A 21076-nucleotide genomic window follows, 5' to 3' on the forward strand; every position below is an offset into this window, starting at 1 on the left:
CTACGCCCTCACTGCTGGGTGCTGCAATTCTTTTCCAGCTTCTGCTGCTCCTCGGAGGGGGGCGTCTGGCTGGTGGTGGGAGTGGGCGTCGGGGCCGCCGGCTTCCCGGGCTTGCCCTTGTTCTTGCGGGCCTCTTCCTCGGCCTTCTTGCGCTCCTCCGCCGCCTTGCGCTCCGCCGCTTCCCGCTGCTCCTTGGACCGGCAGGCGCCGACCTGGTTGCCCAGTTCGGTGACCTTCTCGATCGCCTGGCCGCGGTTGTCGACGGCGATGGTCTCCTTGACCTGGTTGCGCTGGTAGACGGGGAGGTACTTGAGTTCGATCTCGGGGTGGTCCTCGTCGACCTTGTTGAGCTTGATCCAGGCGAGATCCTGGCTGATGCCCTGGTAGAGCGCGACGTGATCGTCCTTGGCGCCGACGAAGTACTGCGTCTGCGTCCAGCGGTAGCCCGCGTACAGCCCGCCGCCGACGACGGCCAGCGCCAGCACGATGATCAGCGACCTCTTGATCCATCTGCCGCCGCGGCGCTCCGGCTTGAGGAAGTCTTCGTCCGTGAACGCGCCGAACGAGCCCTGCGGCGGGCCTGCGACGTCGTTGCCGCCGCTGCCCGGCGGGCCGAAGGCGCCGTCCGGCGCGGCCTGCGACGCGTCGCGGTGGCGGCCCAGCTCGGCGGCGCGGGCGGCCGGCGTCTGCAGGGTGCTGGGGTCGCTGAGCTGGTGCTGGTTCTCGGCGACGGCGCCGACGACGACCGGGGTGTCGTTGAGGCGGCCGGCGAGGGTGTCGCTCGCGTCGACGTCCAGGACGTCGGCGACGATGCAGGTGATGTTGTCCGGGCCGCCACCGCGCAGCGCCAGCTGGATCAGTTCCTGCACGGTCTCGTGCGGGCCCTGGTAGCTGGCGAGGGTGTCTTCGAGGGTCTGGTGGCTGACCACGCCGGACAGGCCGTCGGAGCAGATCAGATAGCGGTCGCCGGCCCGGACCTCGCGGATCGACAGGTCCGGTTCGACGTGGTCACCGCTGCCCAGCGCGCGCATCAGCAGGGAGCGCTGCGGGTGGGTGGTGGCCTCCTCCTCGGTGATGCGGCCCTCGTCGACCAGGCGCTGCACCCAGGTGTGGTCCTGCGTGATCTGCGTCAGGACGCCGTCGCGCAGCAGGTACGCGCGGGAGTCGCCGACGTGCACGAGGCCGAGCCGCTGCCCGGTCCACAGCAGGGCGGTCAGGGTGGTGCCCATGCCCTCCAGCTGCGGGTCCTCCTCGACCATGACGCGCAGCTGGTCGTTGGCGCGCTGGACGGCCGTACCGAGGGAGGTGAGGATGTCGGAGCCGGGGACGTCGTCGTCGAGCTGGACGAGGGTGGAGATCACCTCGGAGGAGGCGACCTCGCCGGCGGCCTGGCCGCCCATGCCGTCGGCGATGGCGAGCAGGCGGGGGCCGGCGTAGCCGGAGTCCTCGTTGCCCTCCCGGATCATGCCCTTGTGCGATCCGGCGGCGAAGCGCAGTGACAGACTCATACGCACCTCGCCCGTCGGCTCGGGGTACATCCGCACGGTGCCCACCCTCCGGTCGGGAGCACGCTCGGGTCCGTCGAGTGGACCGCCGCGGCTCGCTCGCTCCGCTCGCGCTCTTTCATGACGTAGCACTACTTCCGCAGCTCGATGACGGTCTTGCCGATGCGGATCGGGGCTCCCAGCGGAATCGGTGTCGGGGTCGTCAGTCGGGTCCGGTCGAGATACGTGCCGTTGGTGGACCCGAGATCCTCGACGATCCACTGGCCGTCACGGTCCGGGTAGATCCTGGCATGCCGGCTGGAGGCGTAGTCGTCGTCCAGCACGATCGTGGAGTCGTGCGCGCGGCCCAGAGAGATGGTCTGCCCCTGGAGGGCGACGGTCGTGCCCGTCAACGTGCCCTCGGAGACCACCAGCTTTGTGGGGGCGCCGCGGCGCTGACGGTTGTTGCCGCGGCCGCCTTCCTGGCGGCGCTGCTGCGGCGGGGAGGCTTGCTGGCGCTGTTGCGCGCGCCCCTCCTGGCCGCCGCGGCGGGCGGCTCCGCGCTGTGTGACGCGCGTGCCGAACAGGTCGCTGCGGATGACCTGGACGGCCACGATGACGAACAGCCACAGTACGGCGAGGAAACCCAACCGCATGACCGTGAGGGTCAGCTCTGACATTGCCCCCGCTTCACCCTTCGGCTTGCCGGTAAACGATGGTGGTACTGCCCACGACGATCCGCGAGCCGTCGCGGAGCGTAGCGCGGGTGGTGTGCTGTCCGTCTACCACGATGCCGTTGGTAGAACCCAGGTCCTGGACCGTCGGCGGCGTTCCGACGCGGATCTCGCAGTGCCGGCGGGAGACTCCCGGGTCGTCGATGCGTACGTCGGCGTCGGTGCTGCGGCCCAGGACGAGCGTGGGGCGGGAGATCTGGTGGCGGTTGCCGTTGATCTCGATCCAGCGCCGTGTCTGTCCGCCGCTCCGCTCCGCCGCGCCCCGGTTCTGGTACCAGCCTTCGGGAGCCGCGCCCGGCTGGGCACCGGCACCCGGCGCCCCTGTCCGGGACGCGGGCGGCGAGGTGGGCATGGGGGGCGGGCCCACGTGGCCGCCGGGGCCGGACGGGCTGCTCCGGGGCGCGGTGGGGCGCTGTGCCGCGGCGGCGGCACCCGGGTGCTCCTGGGACGTGCTGGACGCGAGGGTGCGGCTGCGGACGCGGTACAGGCCGGTGTCGAGGTCGTCGGCCTTCTCCAGGTGCACCTTGATCGGGCCCATGAAGGTGTAGCGCTGCTGCTTGGCGTAGTCGCGGACCATGCCGGAGAGCTCGTCTCCGAGCTGGCCGCTGTACGGGCTGAGCCGCTCGTAGTCGGGGGTGCTCAGTTCGACGATGAAGTCGTTGGGGACGACCGTGCGGTCGCGGTTCCAGATGGTGGCGTTGTTGTCGCACTCGCGCTGGAGCGCGCCGGCGATCTCAACGGGCTGCACCTCGGACTTGAACACCTTGGCGAAGGTGCCGTTGACGAGACCTTCGAGACGCTGCTCGAAGCGCTTCAGTACTCCCACGGGGCACCTCCTTCCTCAGTCTTCGTCAGGTCGGTCTTCGACAGGGTCGTCCTGATACTGCTTACTGATCGTATCCACGCGCCGGGAAATCGGCTGGTTCCCCTTTCCCGCCGTGAGGACGAGTGTCGCCCCTCACAAGGTTGCTCACGCCTGCTTGCCGGTGCGTCACTCCGGTGCCACCGCGATGGGGTCGCGGTGCCGCCGTGGCGAATCGTGCTGTGTCACCGCCCCGGGGCGGGCCGCGGTACCGCGATGGCTTCGCGATGTGACCGCGCCGGCGTTGCGATGGCACTGCGATCGTAGATGTGCCCCACTCACAGTGTCCCGCAACCGCCGGGTTCACCGACCGGGCGGGGCACGGCGCGCGGTGCCCCGTACGGGCCGGGCCGGCCGGGCTGCCGCGTCGCCGTGGCGGGTGGGCCGGTCGGCGCGGCGGGGATGCCGTGGCCGGGAGACCGGCAGGCGGGGGCGCCGGGTTCGCGGACGGGCGCCTCGTAAGGCGTCGGAAGCGGGCTCCGGAGAACGGATGTGATTGCACCCCGGACAGCGTGCTAATGTTCTGGGTGTCGGCAGGCGAGAGCGCAAGACCCGGGCGGAACGGTCCGGATCAGGCGAAAGAATCTGACGACACACCCAATGCGCGGGTGGCGGAATAGGCAGACGCGCTGGATTCAGGTTCCAGTGCCCGAAAGGGCGTGGGGGTTCAACTCCCCCCTCGCGCACAGATGAGACCCCCGGTCCGGGATTCCCGGACCGGGGGTCTTTCGTTGTTTTCGATCCCGGCGTTCCGGGCTTCGGCGGCCCCGCCGCTCATTGACCGAAAAGCACCGGTGAGGGCTACGTCACATCGGTGACGGCCGCGCTGAAGGCGCGGGTGCGCGCGGTCTCGCGATCCTGGTGCCAGAGAAGTCCGAGTGCGGAGTCCGGGAGCCCGTCGACCGGTACGAAGGTGATGTCGCGGCGGCCGTGGTAGTCGGCCGTGGGCCGGCAGAGCAGCATCGCGCCGCGGCCGGCGGCGGCCAGGGTCAAGCCCTCCTGGAGGGTACGGACGGCGGGCCCGGGCGGGATGGGGCGGCCGCCGGGGGTGCTGGTGGGGGCCTGGGCGTAGCGCCAGTAGTCGGGGGCCGGGCCCTCCACGGTGATGAGGGGGCCGTCGGCCAGGTCCTCGGCGTCGAGGCGCGTACGGGACGCGAAGGGGTGGCGTACGGAGACGGCGAGCGTCTGCTGCTGCTTGGAGAAGACCGGGCCGAGTACGAGACCGGGCTCTTCCACGGGCAGCAGGACGACGGCGGCGTCGACCTCGTCACGGTGCAGTGGGCCGAAGGGGTCCTGGAGGGGGATTTCGACGATCTCCGTGGCGCAGCCGGGGCGCCGGGCGTGGAAGGTGCCGATGGCCTTCATGATCAGGTCGTCGGCGGTGCCCTGGAAGCCGATGCGCAGCCGGCCCTCGATGCCGCGGGCGGCAGCGATGGTGGCGTCGACCGTGCCGCGCAGCGCTTCGTAGGCGGGGCGCAGAGCAGCGAGGAAGTCCGCACCGAGCGGGGTGAGGCGGACCCGGCGGCTGGTGCGTTCCACGAGGCGGGCGCCGACGCGGCGTTCGAGGGCGCGAAGGAGCTGGCTGACCCGGCTCTGGGAGACGTAGAGGCGTGCGCCGGTGCGCCCGAAGTGCAGTTCCTCGGCGAGGACGAGGAAACACTCCAGTTCACGGATCTCCAGGCCGCCGGCGGTGGTGGGCACGGTGTCGCGCCGGGCTGGTGGGGTACTCCGGGTACTTCGGGATCGATGAGCCACGCTCATGGAAGCGTGAGCTGTTCGCCGTTGTTCCCGCGAGCGGCTGCGCATTGGCTGGGGTGCATGACGACGATCGAGGAAACGGCGGGCCGCGACGGCGCGTTGCGGCGGGGCAGGGGCGCGGGATGGGCCGCGGTGGGGGCGCTGGCGGCGGCCACGTTCACGGTGGTGACGTCGGAGATGCTGCCGGTGGGGCTGTTGACGCCCATCGGAGGCGCGCTGGGGGTCACGGACGGTACGGCGGGGCTGACGCTCACCGTGACGGGTGTGGTCGCGGCGGTGGGGGCGCCGGTGCTCACGCTGGCGGTGGGCCGGGCGGACCGGCGGAGGGTGCTGTGCGGGCTGCTGGCGATGCTGGCGGCGGCCAATCTGCTGGCCGCCTGGGCGCCGGATTTCGGGGTGATGGTGGTGGCGCGGGTGCTGGTCGGGGTGGGGATGGGCGGGGTGTGGGCGCTCGCGGCGGGGTTGGCGGTGCGGCTGGTCGAGGCGCGGTCGGTGGCCGCGGCGACGTCGTTGATCTTCAGTGGGGTGGCGGTCGCGTCGGTGCTCGGGGTGCCGGCGGGGACGTTGATCGGGCAATTCGGCGGCTGGCGGGCCGCGTTCGCCGTGGTGGCGGCGCTGTCGGCGCTGGTCGCGGTGGCGCTGGCGATGCTGCTGCCACCGTTGCCGGCCGAGGGGGCGGTACGGCTGGACGGGGTGCTGCGGCTGTTCCGGGACGCGCGGGTGCGGACCGGGCTGATCGTGGTGGCGTTGCTGGTGGGCGGGCATTTCGCGGCGTACACGTATGTGCGGCCGGTACTGGAGGAGGTGTCCGGGGTGGGGCCCGGGGTGATCAGCACGCTGCTTCTGGTGTACGGGGCGGCCGGGGTGGCCGGGAACTTCGTGGGGGGCGTGGGGGCGGGGCGGTCGCCGCGCGGCACGCTGTTGGTGATCAGCGGGGTGCTGGCCGGGGCGGTGCTCCTGGTGCCTCTGCTGGGAGTGGGTGTTCCGGGGGCGGTGGCGCTGCTGGCGGTGTGGGGGCTGGCGTACGGAGGGGTGTCGGTCAGTACGCAGACGTGGCTGATGGCGGTGGCGCCGCGGGCGCGGGAGGCGGCGTCGGCGCTGTTCGTGGGGGTGTTCAACGCGGCGATCGCGCTGGGTGCGTTCGGCGGGGGCCGGGCCGTGGACGGGTGGGGGCTGACCGGGGTGCTGTGGCTCGGGGGCGCGCTGGCCGCGGGGGCGCTGGTGGCGGTCGCGGCGGGGCGGGGGCCGGGGGCGGTGTCGCGGTGAGGTGCGGTGCCGGCTCGCGGGATCAGCGACTTTCGTCGCGGCAGCGAGCGACGAACGATGACTGTGCCGGTCGGTGGGTCTTTCCTACGCTCGGTACGTGAACATCACGGGGAAAGCACAGGTGGCGGCCCGGGGCGCGGCGGTCCGGGCCGCGGGCGGGCGGGCGTGGCGGCGCCTGGTCCGCAGGGAGCAGTGGCCGCCGTACCGCGTCTTCGGCGAACTGCTGCTGGCCCTGCTGCTCGGGCTGATCGCCCTCGGCTCGGAGGAGATCGCCGGCAGCGGCGAGGCCCGTACGTGGCTGGTGACCGTGGCGGTGATGGTGCTCGCGCCGCTGCGCCGCGCGCTGCCCGGTGCGGTGCTGATCCTCGCGGCGTCGCTGAGCTGGCTGTTCGTGGGGATATCGGCGCTGCTGATCGTGGCGGGCTGGTCGGCCGGGCGGCGGATCGCGGGCAGTGCGCGGGCGCTGGTGGTGTTCGCGGTGGCGCTCGTGATGAGCATGGCGGTGCCCGTGGTGCAGGACTTGCCGCGGGTGTCGCCGGAGAAGCTGATGGTGCTGGCGGTGTCCTTCCTGGCGATAGTCGCGATGCCCGGCATAGCGAGTCGGTACTGGTCCCAGCACCGCACTCTGGTGGACACGCTGCACGCCCAGCGCACGCAACTCCTGCGGGAGAACGCGATGATCGCCCGCCAGACGCAGCTGCGGGAGCGGCAGCGCATCGCGCAGGACATGCACGACAGCCTGGGCCATCAGCTCACCCTGATCGCCGTGCACACGGGCGCGCTGGAGGTGGACTCCGCGCTCAACGCGCAGCAGCGGGAGGCGGTCGGTGTGCTGCGCGGGGCATCGGTGGCGGCGATGCGGGAGCTGCGCGAGGTGGTCGGCCTGCTCCGGGACGAGACGGAGGACGCGGCGGTGCCTCCGGCGATCGGTGCCGGTACGGCTCCGGATGCGGGGCAGCGCGGGGTGGCCCAGGTGGACGGGCTGGTCGAGGCGTCCCGTGGCGCGGGCGCGCGAATATCCGTCTCCCGTTCCGGGGAGCCGCTCGCGCTGGCGCCGGCCGTCGACCGGGCCGCGTACCGCATCGTGCAGGAGGGGCTGACGAACGCGCACAAGCACGCCGCGGGTGCGCCGGTGACGGTGGCGCTGCGGTACGAACCGGATTCGCTGCTGGTCGAGGTGGTCAACGGGCCGGTGCCGCCGGGGTCGGCCGCCGGTCCCGAGGTCAGTGGCGGGCAGGGGCTGACGGGCTTGCGGGAGCGGGCCCGGCTGGTCGGCGGCATGGTGCACAGCGGTCCGCTGCCGGACGGCGGTTTCCGGCTCGCCGGGGTGCTGCCGTACGGGCCGGTGACGGTGGCGGCGACCGCCGCGGAGCCGGTGCTGCCGCCGGCCGCGATGGAACCGGCCTGGGCGACCGGGCCGGGCGACGGATCCGCGGACCCGGCCCGCGGACGGCCCGCCGTGCGTGTCGGCAAGGGCGGTCAGCCGGTCATCGACTGGTCCCGGGTGTACGCGGCTCCGGATGCGGCGATGTTCCGCGGGGAGGCTCGGCACCGTGGATTCGCCGTCGGGTGTGGCCTGGCGGCGGGTGTGGTCGTGGTCCTGGGGGTGCTGGCGGCGTGGGGGATGGTGGAGCTGTTCAAGGCGATGGAGGACGGTTCGGTCTCGCCGGACACGTACGAGCAGCTGCGGGTCGGCCAGGCGGAGGCCGAGGTGCGCGAGCAGCTGCCGCCGGGGTCGTTCGTGAACAGCGATCTGAACTCCCAGGGCCCCGCGAAGCCGGCGGGCGCGAGCTGCGAGACCTTCGCGTCCACGGAGACGTCGGGGGACTGGGACGAGGAGAAGGCGTTCCGGTTCTGTTTCAAGGACGGGAAGCTGGTGGAGAAGCGGACCTTCATGGGGAGGGCCTGAGAGCGGCCGGACGGACCGGCGCGGGAATGGGGGGATGATGGCGCTGTCCGTGGGAGAGACCGACCGAGCCGGTGCGGGAGTACGAGTGATCAGGGTGATCGTCGCCGACGACGAGCCGCTCATCCGGGCCGGTATCCGGATGATCCTCACCTCGGCCGGGGACATCTCGGTGGTGGCGGAGGCGGGCAACGGCAGGGAGGCGGTCGAGGCCGCGCGCGTCCACGGTGCGGATGTGGTGCTGCTGGACATCCAGATGCCGGTGATGGACGGGCTGACGGCGCTGGCCGAACTGCGCCGCGCGGCGCCGTCCGTACCGGCCCTGATCCTGACGACGTTCGGCGAGCGGGAGAACGTCCTGCGCGCGATGGGCGAGGGCAGCGCGGGCTTCCTGCTGAAGGACTCCGCGCCGGACGAGCTGATCCGCGCGGTGCGCGCCGCGGCCGACGGCCATGCCTATATGTCACCGGTGGCGACGCGGCATGTGGCCGATTCGCTGGTGGCACGCGCCGGCGATGTCGGCGGAGAGAGCGCGGCGACCCGTACGGCACGGCGAGCCCAGGAGGCCGCACAGCGGCTCTCGGTCCTGACGGAACGGGAGATGGAGGTGCTGTCCCTGCTCGGTGAGGGGCTGTCGAACGCCGACGCGGGCGAGCGCATCCACATGAGCGAGGCGACGGTGAAGACGTACGTCAGCCGCATTCTGGCCAAGCTGGGCTGCGAGAACAGGGTCCAGGCGGCGCTGTTGGCCCGGGACGCGGGGTTGGGGGGCTAGGCGGCGGCCCTTCGGCCGTACGGCTGACGACCGGACCGGCGCCGGGTACCGCGCGCTTGGACGTCGGATGGCCCGGGGCGGTACGCCCGATGGCCCGGCCTGTTCTCGGGCCGGGCCGTGGGTGGTGGGGTGCCGTCAGGCGGCGAGGCGTGCGGCGAGGGCCTTGGCTTTCTCGGCGGCTTCCTGGAGGGACTGGTCGCGGGAGGCTTCGTACAGCGGTATGAGCTCCGACATCGCGGGGTTGCTGGGCGCCATCGTCAGCTCGGGGACGATGAAGTCGACCTCCAGGCCGAGCATGGTGCCCAGCACGGCCTGCAGGTAGGTCTCGACGTAGTCGAGTCCCTCGCGGGGCGTGCCCGGCTTGTACGAGCCGCCGCGGCTGGCGACGACGGTGACCGGCTTGCCCTTGATGGACGACTCCTCACCGGCGGTGCGGCCGATGATGATGATGTGGTCCAGCCATGCCTTGAGCGTGGAGGGGATCGTGATGTTGTACATCGGGGCGCCGATGAGGACCGCGTCCGCCTTCTCCAACTCCTCGACCAGCTCAAGACGGCGCGCGAACGCGGTCTGCTGCTCGGGGGTCAGGGCGTCCGCGTCGGCGAAGGCGGCGGAGAAGCCGGCGGCGTCGAGGTGGGGCAGCGGGTTCGCGGCGAGATCGCGGTAGATGACGGTGCCGCCGGGGTGCGCCTCCTCCCATGCCTCGCGGAAGGCCGCGGTCACCGCGCGGGAAGCGGATCCATCGGTGGTGAACAGGGAGGAGTCGAGGTGCAGAAGCGTGGCCATGGGGCGGTCCTTCGTTCGCGGCCGATGCGCGGCCTGATGAAGAGTTCCGTGCGTTCCTATGCTTAACACAGTAGCTTACTTTTCTGCAGTACCCAACGGTAAGGCAGTACGCTGGTCACATGACGGATCACGGGGAAGGCACCTGCAGGCAGGTCGACACCGGCATGGCGCGGGTCTTCGGTCTGCTCGGCAAGCGGTGGACCGGCCTGATCGTGTCCGTCCTGCTGGAGGGGCCGGTGTTCTTCGCCGAGCTGCGCCGCGCGGTGCCCGGCATCAGCGAGCGCATGCTCTCGGACCGGCTCACGGAACTGGCCGCGGCCGGTCTGGTCGTACGGGAGGTCGACGGGGGCCCGCCGCTGCGCGTCTCGTACCGGCTGACCGAGGCGGGCCGGGCGCTGGAGCCCGCGCTCAAGGAACTGGGCCGGTGGGCGGAGACATACCTCGCGGACGGCGGGAAGTGTCCGGCGCGCTTCCGGGAGTGATCGCGCTTCCGGGGGTGGGGTGGCGGGGCGTACGGCGCGCGGGAGATGTCGTACGCCCGGCATGTGCGAGGTCCGGTGACGGGCGGCTTCAGCCGTGGCGTGCCTGGGCGGCGTTGTAGCGCAGCAGGTAGGTCGCGAAGCGGTCCAGGTCCTCCTCGTCCCAGTCGGCGAGCCGCTCGTGGAACGCCTGGCGGCGGCTGGCGGTCACGTTCGCCAGCACCTGCGCGCCCTTGGCCGTGGGGTGCAGCACCTGGACGCGGTGGTCGTCCGGATCGACGCGGCGCTCGACGAAGCCGAGCTTCTCCAGGGCGGAGATCTGCCGGCTGACCGTGGACTTGTCCAGGAGGTAGTGCGCGGCGAGGTCGGTCGCGCGGCATCCCTGCTGGTCATCGAGGTGCGCCAGCAGCGTGTACGAGACGAGCGACAACTCGGGGTGCATGCGGGCGGCGGTGGCGCGAGCCCGGCGGGCGAACGCGGTCATCTCCTGCTGGATGGTCTCGACGGATGCGTCTCTGCGAGCCACGTGCTTGCCTTTCGTTGAAGTAGTTGTATAGTACAACGTGAAATGAGGGTTGTATAAGCCAACTACTCGAAGCTGAGCGACTAGCTTGAGAAGGCACCACGCATGAGTTCGGTCCGACCTCCCGACCACCACCGCCCTGATCACCGAGCCGATCTGCGGCACGTCCTCACCCACCTGATCACCCCACTGCTGATGTGCATCGGCATGGGCCTGGCCTACCTGGGCGCGTTCGCCCACCCCGAGCCGCACCACCTGCCGGTCGCGGTGGTCGGATCGGGCCCCCAGACGCAGGTGCTGGCCCAGTCGATGAACGACAAGGCACACGGTGGCCTGGACGTACGTACCGTCGGCAGCCGGGCCGAGGCCGTCGACCAGCTCAAGCACCAGGACATCTTCGGCGCGTATGTGATGGACACGCGCGCCACCGGCGCCGCGCCGTCCGGCACCGCGGCCAAGGGCGGCGGGAGCAAGCCGGCGCCCGAGCTCGTGGTCGCGACGGCCGGATCCGACACCACGGCGTCCGTGGTGCAGAAGATCTTCACGCCCGTCGCGGCCCAGCAGGGCGTGCCGCTCAAGGTCACCGATGTCGCCCCGCCGGCCGAGGACGACCCGACGGCCCAGGGGCTCTTCTTCCTGATGGTCGCGATCAGCATCGGCTCGTACGCGTCGGTCGCGGTGATCGGCGGAGCCGGTGCCGTACTGCCGATCCGGATGCGCGCGATGCTGGCGGCCGGCACCTCCTTCGTGGTCAGCATCCTCGGCACGCTGTTCGCGGGGCCGGTCTTCCACCTCGTCGACCACGGTCTGTGGGGGCTGTGGAGCATGGCCTGGCTGTACTCGGCGGGCATCCTGCTGATCGGCACCGGGCTGCACACGTTCCTCAAGCGCTGGACCACGCTGGGCGTGATGGCGCTGTTCGTGATGCTCAACTTCACCTCGGCGGGCGGCGTCTTCCGCCCCGAGCTGCAGAACGGGTTCTTCGCCTCCCTGCACGCGTTCTGGAACGGCGCCGGGTTCGTGGAGGGCGTCCGCAGCCATGTCTACTTCGACGGCAACGGGCTGGCCGGGCACGTCTGGACGCTGGTGCTGTGGCTGGTCGTGGGCTTCGTGATGGTCGGTGTGGCGGCCCTGGCCGAGGCACGCCGACGGCGCGCGGCCGACAACGCGGCCGCGAACGCGACGGCCGTGGCGGCTGCCGCGGTGGCGGCGACGGTGCCGGAACGCCGCCCGGCGCACGCCGCGACCAGCGCGAACGATAAGAGCGCGGCAGCCGCCGAGGAGGAGATGGAAGAGGCGGTCGGCGTCTGAGCCGACGGCGTACGGGACGGGCCCCGGCTTTCCACAGGCCCGTCACGGAGAGTTATCCACAGGCCCTGCCGCGAGGCGGGGCCTGTCTGTACCGTCGTGGACACGCGGCGGAGACAGCGCCCCGGCGACCGGAAGGCCGAAGGGATTCTGTCGGCGTTCCGAAGCGGCCGGACGACCGAGGTCCGGGATCGGTGCACGGAACGAAGGGGGAGGTGGCACGCGATGTCGCGGTTGCCGTACGTACCGGGATTCGCCAGGCCGGAGGAGCGGGGGACGTCGCCGAAGACCGTCGGCAAGGCGCTCCGGGAGCGGACACCACGCTCCGAACAGGGCCGGTTCACGCCCGACGCCGGGCGGCCGGACGCGGTGACGACGGTCGAGGAGTCCAACGCCGGCCGCATCCCGGAGCTGGTGCCGATACGGGTCGGGCGCATGGCGGCCAGCCCCTTCGCCTTCCTGCGCGGCTCCGCGGGGCTGATGGCGTACGACCTCATGAACAGCCCCGTGACCGGCATCGGCGCGCAAATATGCGGTGACGCGCACGCCGGCAACTTCGGTCTCTACGGCGACGCCCGCGGCAAGCTGGTGATGGACCTCAACGACTTCGACGAGACGCTGTACGGGCCCTGGGAGTGGGATCTGAAGCGCCTCGCGGCCTCGCTGGTGCTGGCCGGCCGGGAGGCCGGGGCCGGTGAGGAGCAGTGCCGGGAAGCGGCCCTGGACGCGGCCGGTGCGTACCGGCGCACGATGCGGTTGCTCGCGGGCATGCCGGCCGCCGACGCCTGGAACGCGATAGCCGACGAGCAACTGGTCTCGTACGCCGACGCACATGACCTGCTGGGCACGCTGGAGCGGGTGGTGGCCAAGGCGCGCAAGAACACGAGCGCGCGCTTCGCGGCGAAGTCGACCGAGCGAATACCCGAGGGCGGCAAGCGTTTCGTGGACGCCCCACCCGTACTGCGCCGCATACCGGACGCGGAGGCCGCCGCCGTCGCCGCATCGCTCACCGGCTACCTGGACACCTTGCCGGAGGACCGGCTCCCGCTGCTGGCCAGGTACGAGGTGCAGGACGTGGCGTTCCGGGTGGTGGGCACGGGAAGCGTGGGCCTGCGCTCCTACGTGGTCCTGCTGCTCGACCACCGCGGCGAACCCTTGGTACTCCAGGTGAAGGAGGCACGCAGCTCAGCACTGGCACCGTACGTGGAAAAGGCCGGCTTCCCTGTTCCGCCGACGGGCCACGAGGGCCGACGCATCGTCAGCGGCCAGCGACGTATGCAGGTCGTCAGCGACAGCTTGCTGGGGTGGACGACGGTTTATGAGCCGGGGGCGGGCGGCGAGGGAGCGGGCGTGAGCGCGGGCGCCGTGGCCGGTGCGGGGGACGCCGAGCGAGGCGCGGGGGCCGGTGCGCGTGGGGGCGGTAGTGGTGCGCTTGGCACGGTGGCTGGCGTGCGTGGGGCCGGTAGCGGTGCGCGTGATGTGTGGAGGGGTGGGCTGGGGCTGGGTGAGGGGGAGGGGTGGGCCGGGAGGCGGGGGGAGGGGGCGGGGGCGGGGAGGCCCCACCAAGTGCGGCAGTTTCGGAACCGGAAGGGCAGCGTGGACCCCGCCGCCCTCCCCGGCGACCAGATCGACGACTACGCCCGTATGACGGGCGCCCTGCTGGCCCGTGCTCATGCGCACAGTGCCGATCCACGTGTGGTGGCGGGGTACTGCGGCAAGGGTGACGCGTTGGACGAGGCGCTGGCCGACTTCGCGGTGGCCTACGCGGATCGTACGGAGGCGGATCACGCTGAGTTGGTCGCGGCGATCCGGAAGGGACGGATAGCCGCGGAGACGGGGGTCTGAGCGGGGGTGCCCCGGGCCGTAGGGTGGCCGGGTGACGAACTCGCAGGCAGAGAACGCGCAGGACGGCCAGGACCCCCATGCTGACCACGGGACCGCGGGCTACGCGGGTGCTGCGGGGGTGACCGATCAGGGGGGTGAGGCTTCCCGGGGTGGTCACGATCAGGACGGTTCGTACGTGCCGCAGGAGAGCCGGAACGGTCACGACGGTTCGTACGTGCCGCAAGGGAGCTGGAACTGTCAGGAGCCGTACGCCTCTCAGGAGGGCCATCCCGGGCACGAGGGACCGCACGCTACTGAAGGGCCCCAAGGCCACCACTCCCCCGACGCACCCACCCCGCAGCAGCCCACCCCCGAAGCGCAGGCAGCCGCCACGCAGCGGTTGGCGCAGGCGGTGGCGGCCGCTGAGCAGGCGTTGATTGAGTTCGAGATCGCGGTGGAGACCTTCCGGGTGGAGGTGGAGAACTTCTCGCGGCTGCACCATCAGCGGCTCGGCCCGGTGTACGCGCGGCTGGACGAGCTGGATGCCCAGATCGCCGAGGCGGTCGCGGCTCGTACGGGTGATCCCGAGGATGTGCGCAAGGCCCATGAGGCGCGGGCGGCGGTGCTGCCGATGCCCGAGGTGGAGGAGCTGTTCCACGGCTGGGTGGGGTCCGAGGGGCTGTACCCGGAGGCCCAGGCGATGCTCAACGAGCAGCCGGTCAGTCCGCCGCAGAAGGTGCGGCCCAGTGAGGAGGCCCGCCGGATCTACCGCGAGCTGGTGCGCAAGGCCCACCCCGACCTGGTGCGGGACGAGGCCGAGCGCGCGCGCCGGGACGCCTTCATCGTGCGGGTCAACGCGGCTTACGGGGCCGGGGACGAGGCCACGCTGAGCGAGCTGGCCCGCGAGTGGGAGGCCGGTCCCGTACCGCAGGAGCAGCGGCCGAGCGAGAGCGAGGAGCTGTACGCGCGGCTGGAGTGGCTGGCGGACCGCAAGGAGATGCTGGCGGCGATGGTCACCGAGATGGAGCAGAGCGCGATCGGCGCGATGATCAAGATGGCGCCGGACGACCCGGACGCGCTGCTCAACGAGATCGCCGAGAAGCTGCTCGCGGATGTGGCCGAGCGCGAGGCATACCTCGCGCAGCTGGTCGGGTAGCGTCGGGCCCATGCACTTTGGTTCTCTGCCCACGGTCGGCGTCGATGCTCTCACCTCGCAGGACTTCCTCCTGGACGTACGCGAGAACGATGAGTGGGAGGCGGGGCACGCCGAGGGCGCGCTGCACATCCCGATGAGCGAGTTCGTCGCCCGGTACGGCGAGTTCACGGAGCAGGCGCCCGACGGCGGCCGGGTCTATGTGCTGTGCCGGGTCGGCGGCCGGTCCGCGCAGGTCGCCCAGTACCTGATCCAGCAGGGCATCGACGCGGTGAACGTCGACGGCGGCATGCAGGCGTGGGAGGCCGCGGGCCGTCCCGTGAAGAACAGCAAGGGTGAGCCGGGCGCGGTCGTCTGACCTGCCGCTCAGCCCAGGGCGTGGGCGGCCAGCAGGTCGCCCAGCGCTTCTTCGTGGGCCGCGGCCGGGCCCAGGGACAGTTCGAGCTGCTTCGCCCAGGCGTGGTAGCGGTGGAGTGCGTAGTCCGTGTCCGCGCCGAAGCCGCCGTGCAGGTGTTGTGCGGTCTGTACGACGCGCCGTACGCCTTCCGAAGCCCAGATCTTGGCCACCGCCACGTCCCCGGCCGGGGGCAGCGCGCTGTTCGCGGAGCTGCTGATGCGCCACGCGGCCTGCCAGAGGGTGGCTTCCATGGCGCGCAGGTCGATGTAGCGGTCGGCGGCCTGGACGGCGACCGCCTGGAAGGTGGCGACGGGGAAGCCGAACTGTTCCCGCTTGGACGTGTACGCGCTGGTCATGGCCAGGACGGCTTGGCCCAGGCCGAGGGCCAGCGCGCAGGTGCCGGTGGTCAGGAGGTCGCGCAGCCACTCCCAGGCGCCGGGGTCGGTGATCACCTCATCGGGGGTCGTCCGTACGGAGTCCAGCTGGAGCTCCGCGAGGCGTTCGCCGTTGGTGGAGACCTGGTCGTGGAGGCTGACGCCGTCCCGGCGGCGGGGGATGAGGGCCAGTACGGCGGTTCCGTCACCGGTGTGGGCGGGCACGAGGATGCGGTCGGCGCTCTGGGCCCAGGGGATGGCGGTGTGCAGGCCGTCCAGCACCCAGTCGGCACCCTCCTGACGGGCGGTCACGGCCAGCTCGGCGGGATCGTGGCCGGTACGGCCGTTGGCGGCGACGGTGAGGACCAGTTCGCCGCGCCCCACACCGGGCAGAACGTCGGCGCGCAGCTCGGCGCCTGCGTAGGTCTGCACGGCGAGGGCCGCTGCGCTGTTCTCCAGCAGCGGTACGCGGGCGAGTACCCGGGCGGACTCGCGCAGGACGAGGCAAAGCGCGATCACGTCCAGGCCCGCGCCGCCGTACTCGGGCGCGAGCAGCAGACTCAGCAGGTCGGCGTCGGCCAGCTTGCTCCACAGGGAGCGGTCGAAGTCGTCGGCCACGGCTCCGGCGGTCAGCGCGGGGCTGGGCACGCTGTCGGGCGCGACATCCGTGAAGACGGCCTGTGCCGCCTCGACGGCCGCCTGCTGCTCCTCGGTGAAGGTGAAGTCCACTGGCCTGTCCTCCCGTGTGCCCGCACGGCGGTAGCTGACGGGTCGTCAAGTTAGAACAGGTCGCAGCGAATGTGAATGGGGTCAGCGGTCGAAGTCCAGCTCGACCTCCTCCGTCACGGGGTGGGACTGGCAGGCCAGTACATATCCGGAGGCGACTTCCTCGTCCTCCAGCGCGAAGTTGCGGTCCATGCGTATCTCGCCGGAGACCAGGAACGCGCGGCAGGTGCCACAGACGCCTCCCTTGCAGGCGTACGGGGCGTCGGCGCGGTTGCGCAGTACCGCTTCCAGCAGCGATTCGCCGTCCAGAACCGGCCAGCTGCCCGCCCGGCCGTCCAGCGTCGCGGTCACGGTGCTGTGCGCGGGGGTACGAAGAGGCGCGGCGCCGCCGGCGGAGGAGGAAACGCTCTCCACATCGGTGGGCTCGGCTATGTGGAAGATCTCTTCGTGGATACGGCCGCGGGGGACCTGGAGGGCGCGCAGGGCTCGCTCCGCGGCTTCGACGAGGCCGTGCGGGCCGCACAGATACCAGCCGTCGATGGAGCCGACGGGCAGCAGGGCGGGCAGCAGCTCGCGCAGCCGGTTCTCGTCCAGGCGGCCGGAGGGCAGGCCCGACTGCTGTTCCTCGCGGGAGAGGACGGAGACCAGCTGGAAGCGGTCGGGGAAGCGGTCCTTCAGGTCGGCGACCTCCTCCAGGAACATCGTGGAGGCCGCCGTACGGTCGCTGCGGACCAGGCAGAAGCGGGCGTCCGGCTCCTGGTCCAGCAGTGTCGCGGCGATGGACAGCACGGGGGTGATGCCGCTGCCGCCGACGATGCCCACGAACCGTCCGGGCCGGGGCTCCAGCACGAACCGGCCGGCCGGGGCCATGACCTCGACCGTGTCGCCGACGGCCAGTTCCTTGAGCGCGTACGTGGAGAACTCGCCGTCCTCGACCAGCCGGATGCCCACCCGCAGCCGGGGTGCGTCCTCACACGCCGGGGTGCAGATCGAGTACGTACGGCGGATCTCGCGGCCGTCCACCGTGCGGCGCACCGCGATGTGCTGGCCCGGTGTGTGCCGGAAGGTGTCGCGCAGCTCGGGCGGCACCTCGAAGGTGACGGCGACGGCGTCGTCCGTGAGCCGTTCGAGCTCCGCCACCCGGAGCGGGTGGAACATCACAACTCCTTGAAGTGGTCGAACGGTTCGCGGCAGGACTCGCAGCGGCGCAGTGCCTTGCAGGCGGTGGAGGAGAAGCGGCTGAGCAGAGTGGTGTCGGTCGATCCGCAGTGCGGGCAGCGGATCGCCAGGGCCACCGGCACCGGTCCGCTGGCCGGCCCGGTGGGGCGGGGCGGGGCTATGCCGAACTCGGCGAGCTTGCGGCGGCCCTCGGCGGTGATCGCGTCGGTCGTCCACGGGGGGCTGAGGACCGTACGCACCTCGACCTGGGGGATGCCGTTGTCGTGGAGGACGCGCTCGATGTCGGCGGACATGGTCTCGATGGCGGGGCAGCCCGTGTACGTCGGGGTCAGCTCGACCTCCACCCGGCCGGGGCCGGTCATCCGCAGTCCGCGCAGGATGCCCAGCTCGGCCAGGGTCACGACCGGTAGTTCCGGGTCCGGGACGGAGCCGGCCAGGTCGCGCAGCCGGTCTTCGAGGGTGGTGGTCACCATGTTGCCCCCGGGTGGCTGCGGTGCAGATGCTGCATCTCGGCGAGCATGCGGCCGAACGGCTCGGTGTGCAGGCCCTGGCGTCCGGCTCCCGCGGTCCAGGCGCCGCGGCTCGGGCCCTGGGGGACGGTGAGGGTGGCGCGGGTCAAGGCGGAGGCGATGCTCGTGATCCAGTCGTCGTGCAGGGCGGTGAGGTCCAGGTCGAGGCCCGTGACTGGCTCGAAGAGCTCGCCGGTGAAGCGCCACAGGGCGTCCAGGCCGCGTTGTATGCGCGCGTGGCTCTCTTCGGTGCCGTCGCCCAGGCGCAGGGTCCACTGTTCGGCGTGGTCGCGGTGGTAGGCGACTTCTTTGGCCGCCTTGGCCGCGAGCGGCGCCAGGGGGCCGTCGTCGGCGGCCAGTTGGCCGTACAGCAGCTCCTGGTACGTGGAGAAGTACAGCTGGCGGGCGATGGTGTGGGCGAAGTCGCCGTTGGGCTGCTCGACGAGCTGGCAGTTGCGGAAGGAGCGCTCCTCGCGCAGATACGCCAGCTCGTCCTCGTCGCCGACGAGGGAGAGCAGGACGCGGGCCTGGCCGAGGAGGTCCAGCGCGATGTTGGCGAGGGCCACCTCTTCTTCGAGGACGGGGGCGTGTCCGGCCCACTCCCCCAGCCGGTGGGAGAGGACGAGCGCGTCGTCACCGAGGGCCAGGGCCGGGGCAGCGGCGGCGACGTCCCGGGCCAGCGAGCCCGCGGGGGCGGCGGCCGGGGTGGCGGCGGTCGGTGCGGGCTTCACAGGTGCTGCACCCCGTCCGGGATCTCGTAGAACGTCGGGTGGCGGTAGGGCTTGTCGGCGGCCGGTTCGAAGAAGGAGTCCTTCTCGTCCGGGGAGGAGGCACAGATCGCGGCGGAGGGGACCACCCAGATCGAGATGCCTTCGGAGCGGCGGGTGTACAGATCGCGGGCGTTGCGCAGAGCCATCGCGGCGTCCGGGGCGTGCAGGCTGCCGGCGTGGGTGTGCGACAGGCCGCGCCGGCTGCGGACGAAGACCTCCCACAGGGGCCAGTCGGCGCGGCCCGCCGAGGCTCCGGTGGCCGCGGCGGTCGGCCCCGGCTCGTCCGGGCCCGTCCGGCTCTCCGGATGCGCGCCGTCTGCCGTGCCGTTCGTGGTCATCGGTTCCCCTCCCCGTGCTTGGCCGCGTACGCCGCCGCGGCGTCGCGCACCCAGGCGCCGTCCTCGTGGGCCCGGCGGCGCTGGTCGATGCGCTGTTCGTTGCAAGGGCCGTTGCCCTTGAGGACCTCGCGGAACTCGTCCCAGTCGATGGGGCCGAAGTCCCAGTGGCCGCGCCGCTCGTTCCACGTCAGGTCCGGGTCCGGGAGCGTGAGGCCCAGGGACTCGGCCTGGGGCACGCAGATGTCCACGAAGCGCTGGCGTAGTTCGTCGTTGGAATGCCGCTTGATCTTCCAGGCCATGGAGCGGGCGGAGTGCGCCGATTCGTCGTCGGGCGGGCCGAACATCATCAGCGACGGCCACCACCACCGGTCCACCGCGTCCTGGGCCATGGCGTGCTGGGCGTCCGTGCCGCGGCTCAGGGCGAGCAGGAGTTCGTAGCCCTGGCGCTGGTGGAAGGACTCCTCCTTGCAGACGCGGACCATGGCGCGGGCGTAGGGGCCGTACGAGCAGCGGCACAGCGGTACTTGGTTCGTGATCGCGGCGCCGTCCACCAGCCAGCCGATGGCTCCGACGTCCGCCCAGGTCAGGGTCGGGTAGTTGAAGATGGAGGAGTACTTCTGGCGGCCGGAGTGGAGCTTGTCGAGGAGCTCGTCGCGGCCGACGCCGAGGGTTTCGGCGGCGCTGTACAGATACAGGCCGTGGCCCGCTTCGTCCTGCACCTTCGCCATCAGGATCGCCTTGCGGCGCAGGGACGGCGCGCGCGTGATCCAGTTCGCCTCCGGCTGCATGCCGATGATCTCGGAGTGGGCGTGCTGCGCTATCTGGCGCACCAGCGAGGCGCGGTAGGCGTCCGGCATCCAGTCGCGGGGCTCGATGCGCTCGTCCGCTGCCACCGCCGCCTCGAAGCCGGCTTCCAGGGCCGCGAGGGACGCGGTGTCCGGCGCGATCGTCGTCATGTGATCCCCCTAGCTCCCGACCGACCGATCGTTCGGTTCAATGGTGTGGCGCGGACACGCGGGGTGTCAAGCCTGTGGATAACTCGGGGGAGGGTGTGCCGCGTGGGGCGGCCTAGGTACGGTTCCCGAGCGGCGGAAAGCCGCTCGGTGACTGGGAACGGGGCAGGAATGCAGCTATACGGGGACGAATCGCGGCCACCCGCCGCGCTCTCGCTGCCGTCACGCATCGTGGTGAGCGTGGCGGCCGGTGCCGTCACGCTGGCCGTCGCGATCCATCTGGCGATGATGTTCCTGCACGTCGCGCCGTCGAACACGCTGAGCAAGCAGCACGGCGAAGCGATCAACGACTACGTCTTCCCGGAGTACGAGCAGAACTGGAAGCTGTTCGCGCCCAACCCGCTCCAGCAGAACATCGCGGTGCAGGCGCGCGCCCAGCTGCGTACGAAGGACGGCGAGCGGCTGACCACCGGCTGGACCGACCTCTCCGCCCTCGACGGCCGGGCCCTGCTGCACAACCCCGTACCGAGCCACACCCAGCAGAACGAACTGCGCCGCGCCTGGGAGTACTACCTCAACACCCATGACGCCCAGGACCGCTCCACGGGTATGCGCGGCGAGCTGGCCGAGCAGTACATCCGGCGGATCGTGATGCAGCGCATGAGTACGCGGTGGACGGCGCGCGGCGCGGTCGAGCAGATGCAGGTCCGTTCGAGGACGACGGCCGTCAGCCCGCCGCCGTGGAGCACCGAGAAGATCAGCGACAAGCCCCGGTACCGCCAGGTGCCCTGGTGGCAGGTCACCGCGGCCGACCTGCCCGAAGGAGCGAGGATCCAGTGACAGCGCACAGGTTGCCTCCGCAGGCGGCAGGCGAGCCGGCGGCCGCCGGCTCCCGCGCGAACGCGACGGACGGAGCGGCCACGCCGGACGCGCCGGACACCGGCTCCCGGCCGGACACCGGCTCCCGGCCGG

Annotated in this window: 21 protein-coding genes and 1 tRNA gene; 10 read left to right on the forward strand and 12 right to left on the reverse strand. The window is 71.7% G+C overall.

Annotation, left to right across the window (positions count from 1 at the left end):
• Positions 1-8: 8 nt before the first annotated feature.
• From CP984_RS19765 to CP984_RS19775, 3 genes are all read right to left on the reverse strand, one after another.
• On the reverse strand, positions 9-1508 hold the full coding sequence (locus tag CP984_RS19765) for a PP2C family protein-serine/threonine phosphatase (RefSeq protein ID WP_030178705.1): 1500 nt from the start codon (positions 1506-1508) through the stop codon (positions 9-11).
• 128 nt (positions 1509-1636) lie between these two features.
• Positions 1637-2164, reverse strand: coding sequence for an FHA domain-containing protein FhaB/FipA (locus CP984_RS19770; RefSeq protein ID WP_003978839.1), 528 nt, complete (start codon positions 2162-2164; stop codon positions 1637-1639).
• Between the two features lie 10 nt (positions 2165-2174).
• Positions 2175-3044, reverse strand: a complete 870-nt coding sequence (locus CP984_RS19775; protein WP_030178708.1) for an FhaA domain-containing protein — start codon at positions 3042-3044, stop codon at positions 2175-2177.
• 638 nt (positions 3045-3682) lie between these two features.
• Between CP984_RS19775 and CP984_RS19780 the strand changes: the two genes are divergently transcribed.
• A tRNA-Leu gene (locus tag CP984_RS19780) sits at positions 3683-3766 on the forward strand.
• Between the two features lie 115 nt (positions 3767-3881).
• On the opposite strand, the gene CP984_RS19785 is transcribed toward CP984_RS19780, so the two are convergent.
• Positions 3882-4781, reverse strand: coding sequence for a LysR family transcriptional regulator (locus CP984_RS19785; RefSeq protein WP_003978837.1), 900 nt, complete (start codon positions 4779-4781; stop codon positions 3882-3884).
• 117 nt (positions 4782-4898) lie between these two features.
• Between CP984_RS19785 and CP984_RS19790 the strand changes: the two genes are divergently transcribed.
• The 3 genes from CP984_RS19790 to CP984_RS19800 all read left to right on the forward strand — a co-directional run bounded on the left by CP984_RS19790 (position 4899) and on the right by CP984_RS19800 (position 8785).
• A complete protein-coding gene (locus CP984_RS19790) occupies positions 4899-6104 on the forward strand; it encodes an MFS transporter (RefSeq protein ID WP_003978836.1) in 1206 nt (401 codons plus the stop codon).
• A 97-nt stretch (positions 6105-6201) separates the two neighbouring features.
• A complete protein-coding gene (locus CP984_RS19795; RefSeq protein WP_226048678.1) occupies positions 6202-8013 on the forward strand; it encodes a sensor histidine kinase in 1812 nt (603 codons plus the stop codon).
• An 85-nt stretch (positions 8014-8098) separates the two neighbouring features.
• Positions 8099-8785 (forward strand): response regulator transcription factor, encoded by a 687-nt coding sequence (locus CP984_RS19800; RefSeq protein WP_003978834.1) that lies wholly within the window; start codon positions 8099-8101, stop codon positions 8783-8785.
• A gap of 135 nt (positions 8786-8920) precedes the next feature.
• Here the strand turns inward: CP984_RS19800 and CP984_RS19805 are convergent, their stop codons facing one another.
• A complete protein-coding gene (locus CP984_RS19805; protein WP_003978833.1) occupies positions 8921-9571 on the reverse strand; it encodes an FMN-dependent NADH-azoreductase in 651 nt (216 codons plus the stop codon).
• Positions 9572-9690: 119 nt separating this feature from the next.
• On the opposite strand from CP984_RS19805, the gene CP984_RS19810 reads away from it, so the two are divergent.
• Positions 9691-10053, forward strand: a complete 363-nt coding sequence (locus CP984_RS19810) for a winged helix-turn-helix transcriptional regulator (RefSeq protein WP_003978832.1) — start codon at positions 9691-9693, stop codon at positions 10051-10053.
• A gap of 88 nt (positions 10054-10141) precedes the next feature.
• On the opposite strand, the gene CP984_RS19815 is transcribed toward CP984_RS19810, so the two are convergent.
• Positions 10142-10576 (reverse strand): MarR family winged helix-turn-helix transcriptional regulator, encoded by a 435-nt coding sequence (locus CP984_RS19815; RefSeq protein ID WP_030178714.1) that lies wholly within the window; start codon positions 10574-10576, stop codon positions 10142-10144.
• A 102-nt stretch (positions 10577-10678) separates the two neighbouring features.
• On the opposite strand from CP984_RS19815, the gene CP984_RS19820 reads away from it, so the two are divergent.
• The 4 genes from CP984_RS19820 to CP984_RS19835 all read left to right on the forward strand — a co-directional run bounded on the left by CP984_RS19820 (position 10679) and on the right by CP984_RS19835 (position 15216).
• Positions 10679-11884: an ABC transporter permease gene (locus CP984_RS19820; protein ID WP_030178720.1), complete on the forward strand. Its 1206-nt coding sequence runs from the start codon at positions 10679-10681 to the stop codon at positions 11882-11884.
• A gap of 222 nt (positions 11885-12106) precedes the next feature.
• A complete protein-coding gene (locus CP984_RS19825) occupies positions 12107-13726 on the forward strand; it encodes a DUF2252 domain-containing protein (protein WP_030638549.1) in 1620 nt (539 codons plus the stop codon).
• Positions 13727-13901: 175 nt separating this feature from the next.
• Positions 13902-14861 (forward strand): hypothetical protein, encoded by a 960-nt coding sequence (locus CP984_RS19830; RefSeq protein WP_226048679.1) that lies wholly within the window; start codon positions 13902-13904, stop codon positions 14859-14861.
• 10 nt (positions 14862-14871) lie between these two features.
• Entirely contained in the window at positions 14872-15216 is a 345-nt protein-coding gene (locus CP984_RS19835; RefSeq protein ID WP_003985313.1) for a rhodanese-like domain-containing protein, read from the forward strand.
• Positions 15217-15224: 8 nt separating this feature from the next.
• On the opposite strand, the gene CP984_RS19840 is transcribed toward CP984_RS19835, so the two are convergent.
• The 6 genes from CP984_RS19840 to paaA form a co-directional block, all read right to left on the reverse strand.
• Positions 15225-16358, reverse strand: coding sequence for an acyl-CoA dehydrogenase family protein (locus CP984_RS19840; RefSeq protein ID WP_003985312.1), 1134 nt, complete (start codon positions 16356-16358; stop codon positions 15225-15227).
• Positions 16359-16439: 81 nt separating this feature from the next.
• Entirely contained in the window at positions 16440-17513 is a 1074-nt protein-coding gene (locus CP984_RS19845; protein WP_003985311.1) for a 2Fe-2S iron-sulfur cluster-binding protein, read from the reverse strand.
• Positions 17513-18007 carry a 1,2-phenylacetyl-CoA epoxidase subunit PaaD gene (paaD, locus tag CP984_RS19850; protein ID WP_003985310.1) on the reverse strand — a complete coding sequence of 165 codons (495 nt, stop codon included), beginning with the start codon at positions 18005-18007 and terminating at the stop codon, positions 17513-17515. The genes CP984_RS19845 and paaD overlap by 1 nt, the downstream gene beginning before the upstream one ends.
• On the reverse strand, positions 18001-18774 hold the full coding sequence (paaC, locus tag CP984_RS19855; RefSeq protein WP_003985309.1) for a 1,2-phenylacetyl-CoA epoxidase subunit PaaC: 774 nt from the start codon (positions 18772-18774) through the stop codon (positions 18001-18003). Before paaC ends, paaD begins: the two co-directional genes overlap by 7 nt.
• A complete protein-coding gene (paaB, locus tag CP984_RS42635) occupies positions 18771-19151 on the reverse strand; it encodes a 1,2-phenylacetyl-CoA epoxidase subunit PaaB (protein ID WP_003985308.1) in 381 nt (126 codons plus the stop codon). The genes paaC and paaB overlap by 4 nt, the downstream gene beginning before the upstream one ends.
• A complete protein-coding gene (gene paaA / locus CP984_RS19865) occupies positions 19148-20107 on the reverse strand; it encodes a 1,2-phenylacetyl-CoA epoxidase subunit PaaA (protein ID WP_003985306.1) in 960 nt (319 codons plus the stop codon). The genes paaB and paaA overlap by 4 nt, the downstream gene beginning before the upstream one ends.
• 168 nt (positions 20108-20275) lie before the next feature.
• Between paaA and CP984_RS19870 the strand changes: the two genes are divergently transcribed.
• Complete coding sequence (locus CP984_RS19870) at positions 20276-20944, forward strand: DUF5819 family protein (protein ID WP_003985305.1); 669 nt, start codon at positions 20276-20278, stop codon at positions 20942-20944.
• Positions 20945-21076: the final 132 nt, after the last annotated feature.

The sequence above is a fragment of the Streptomyces rimosus genome (assembly GCF_008704655.1).
Lineage (GTDB): Bacteria > Actinomycetota > Actinomycetes > Streptomycetales > Streptomycetaceae > Streptomyces > Streptomyces rimosus.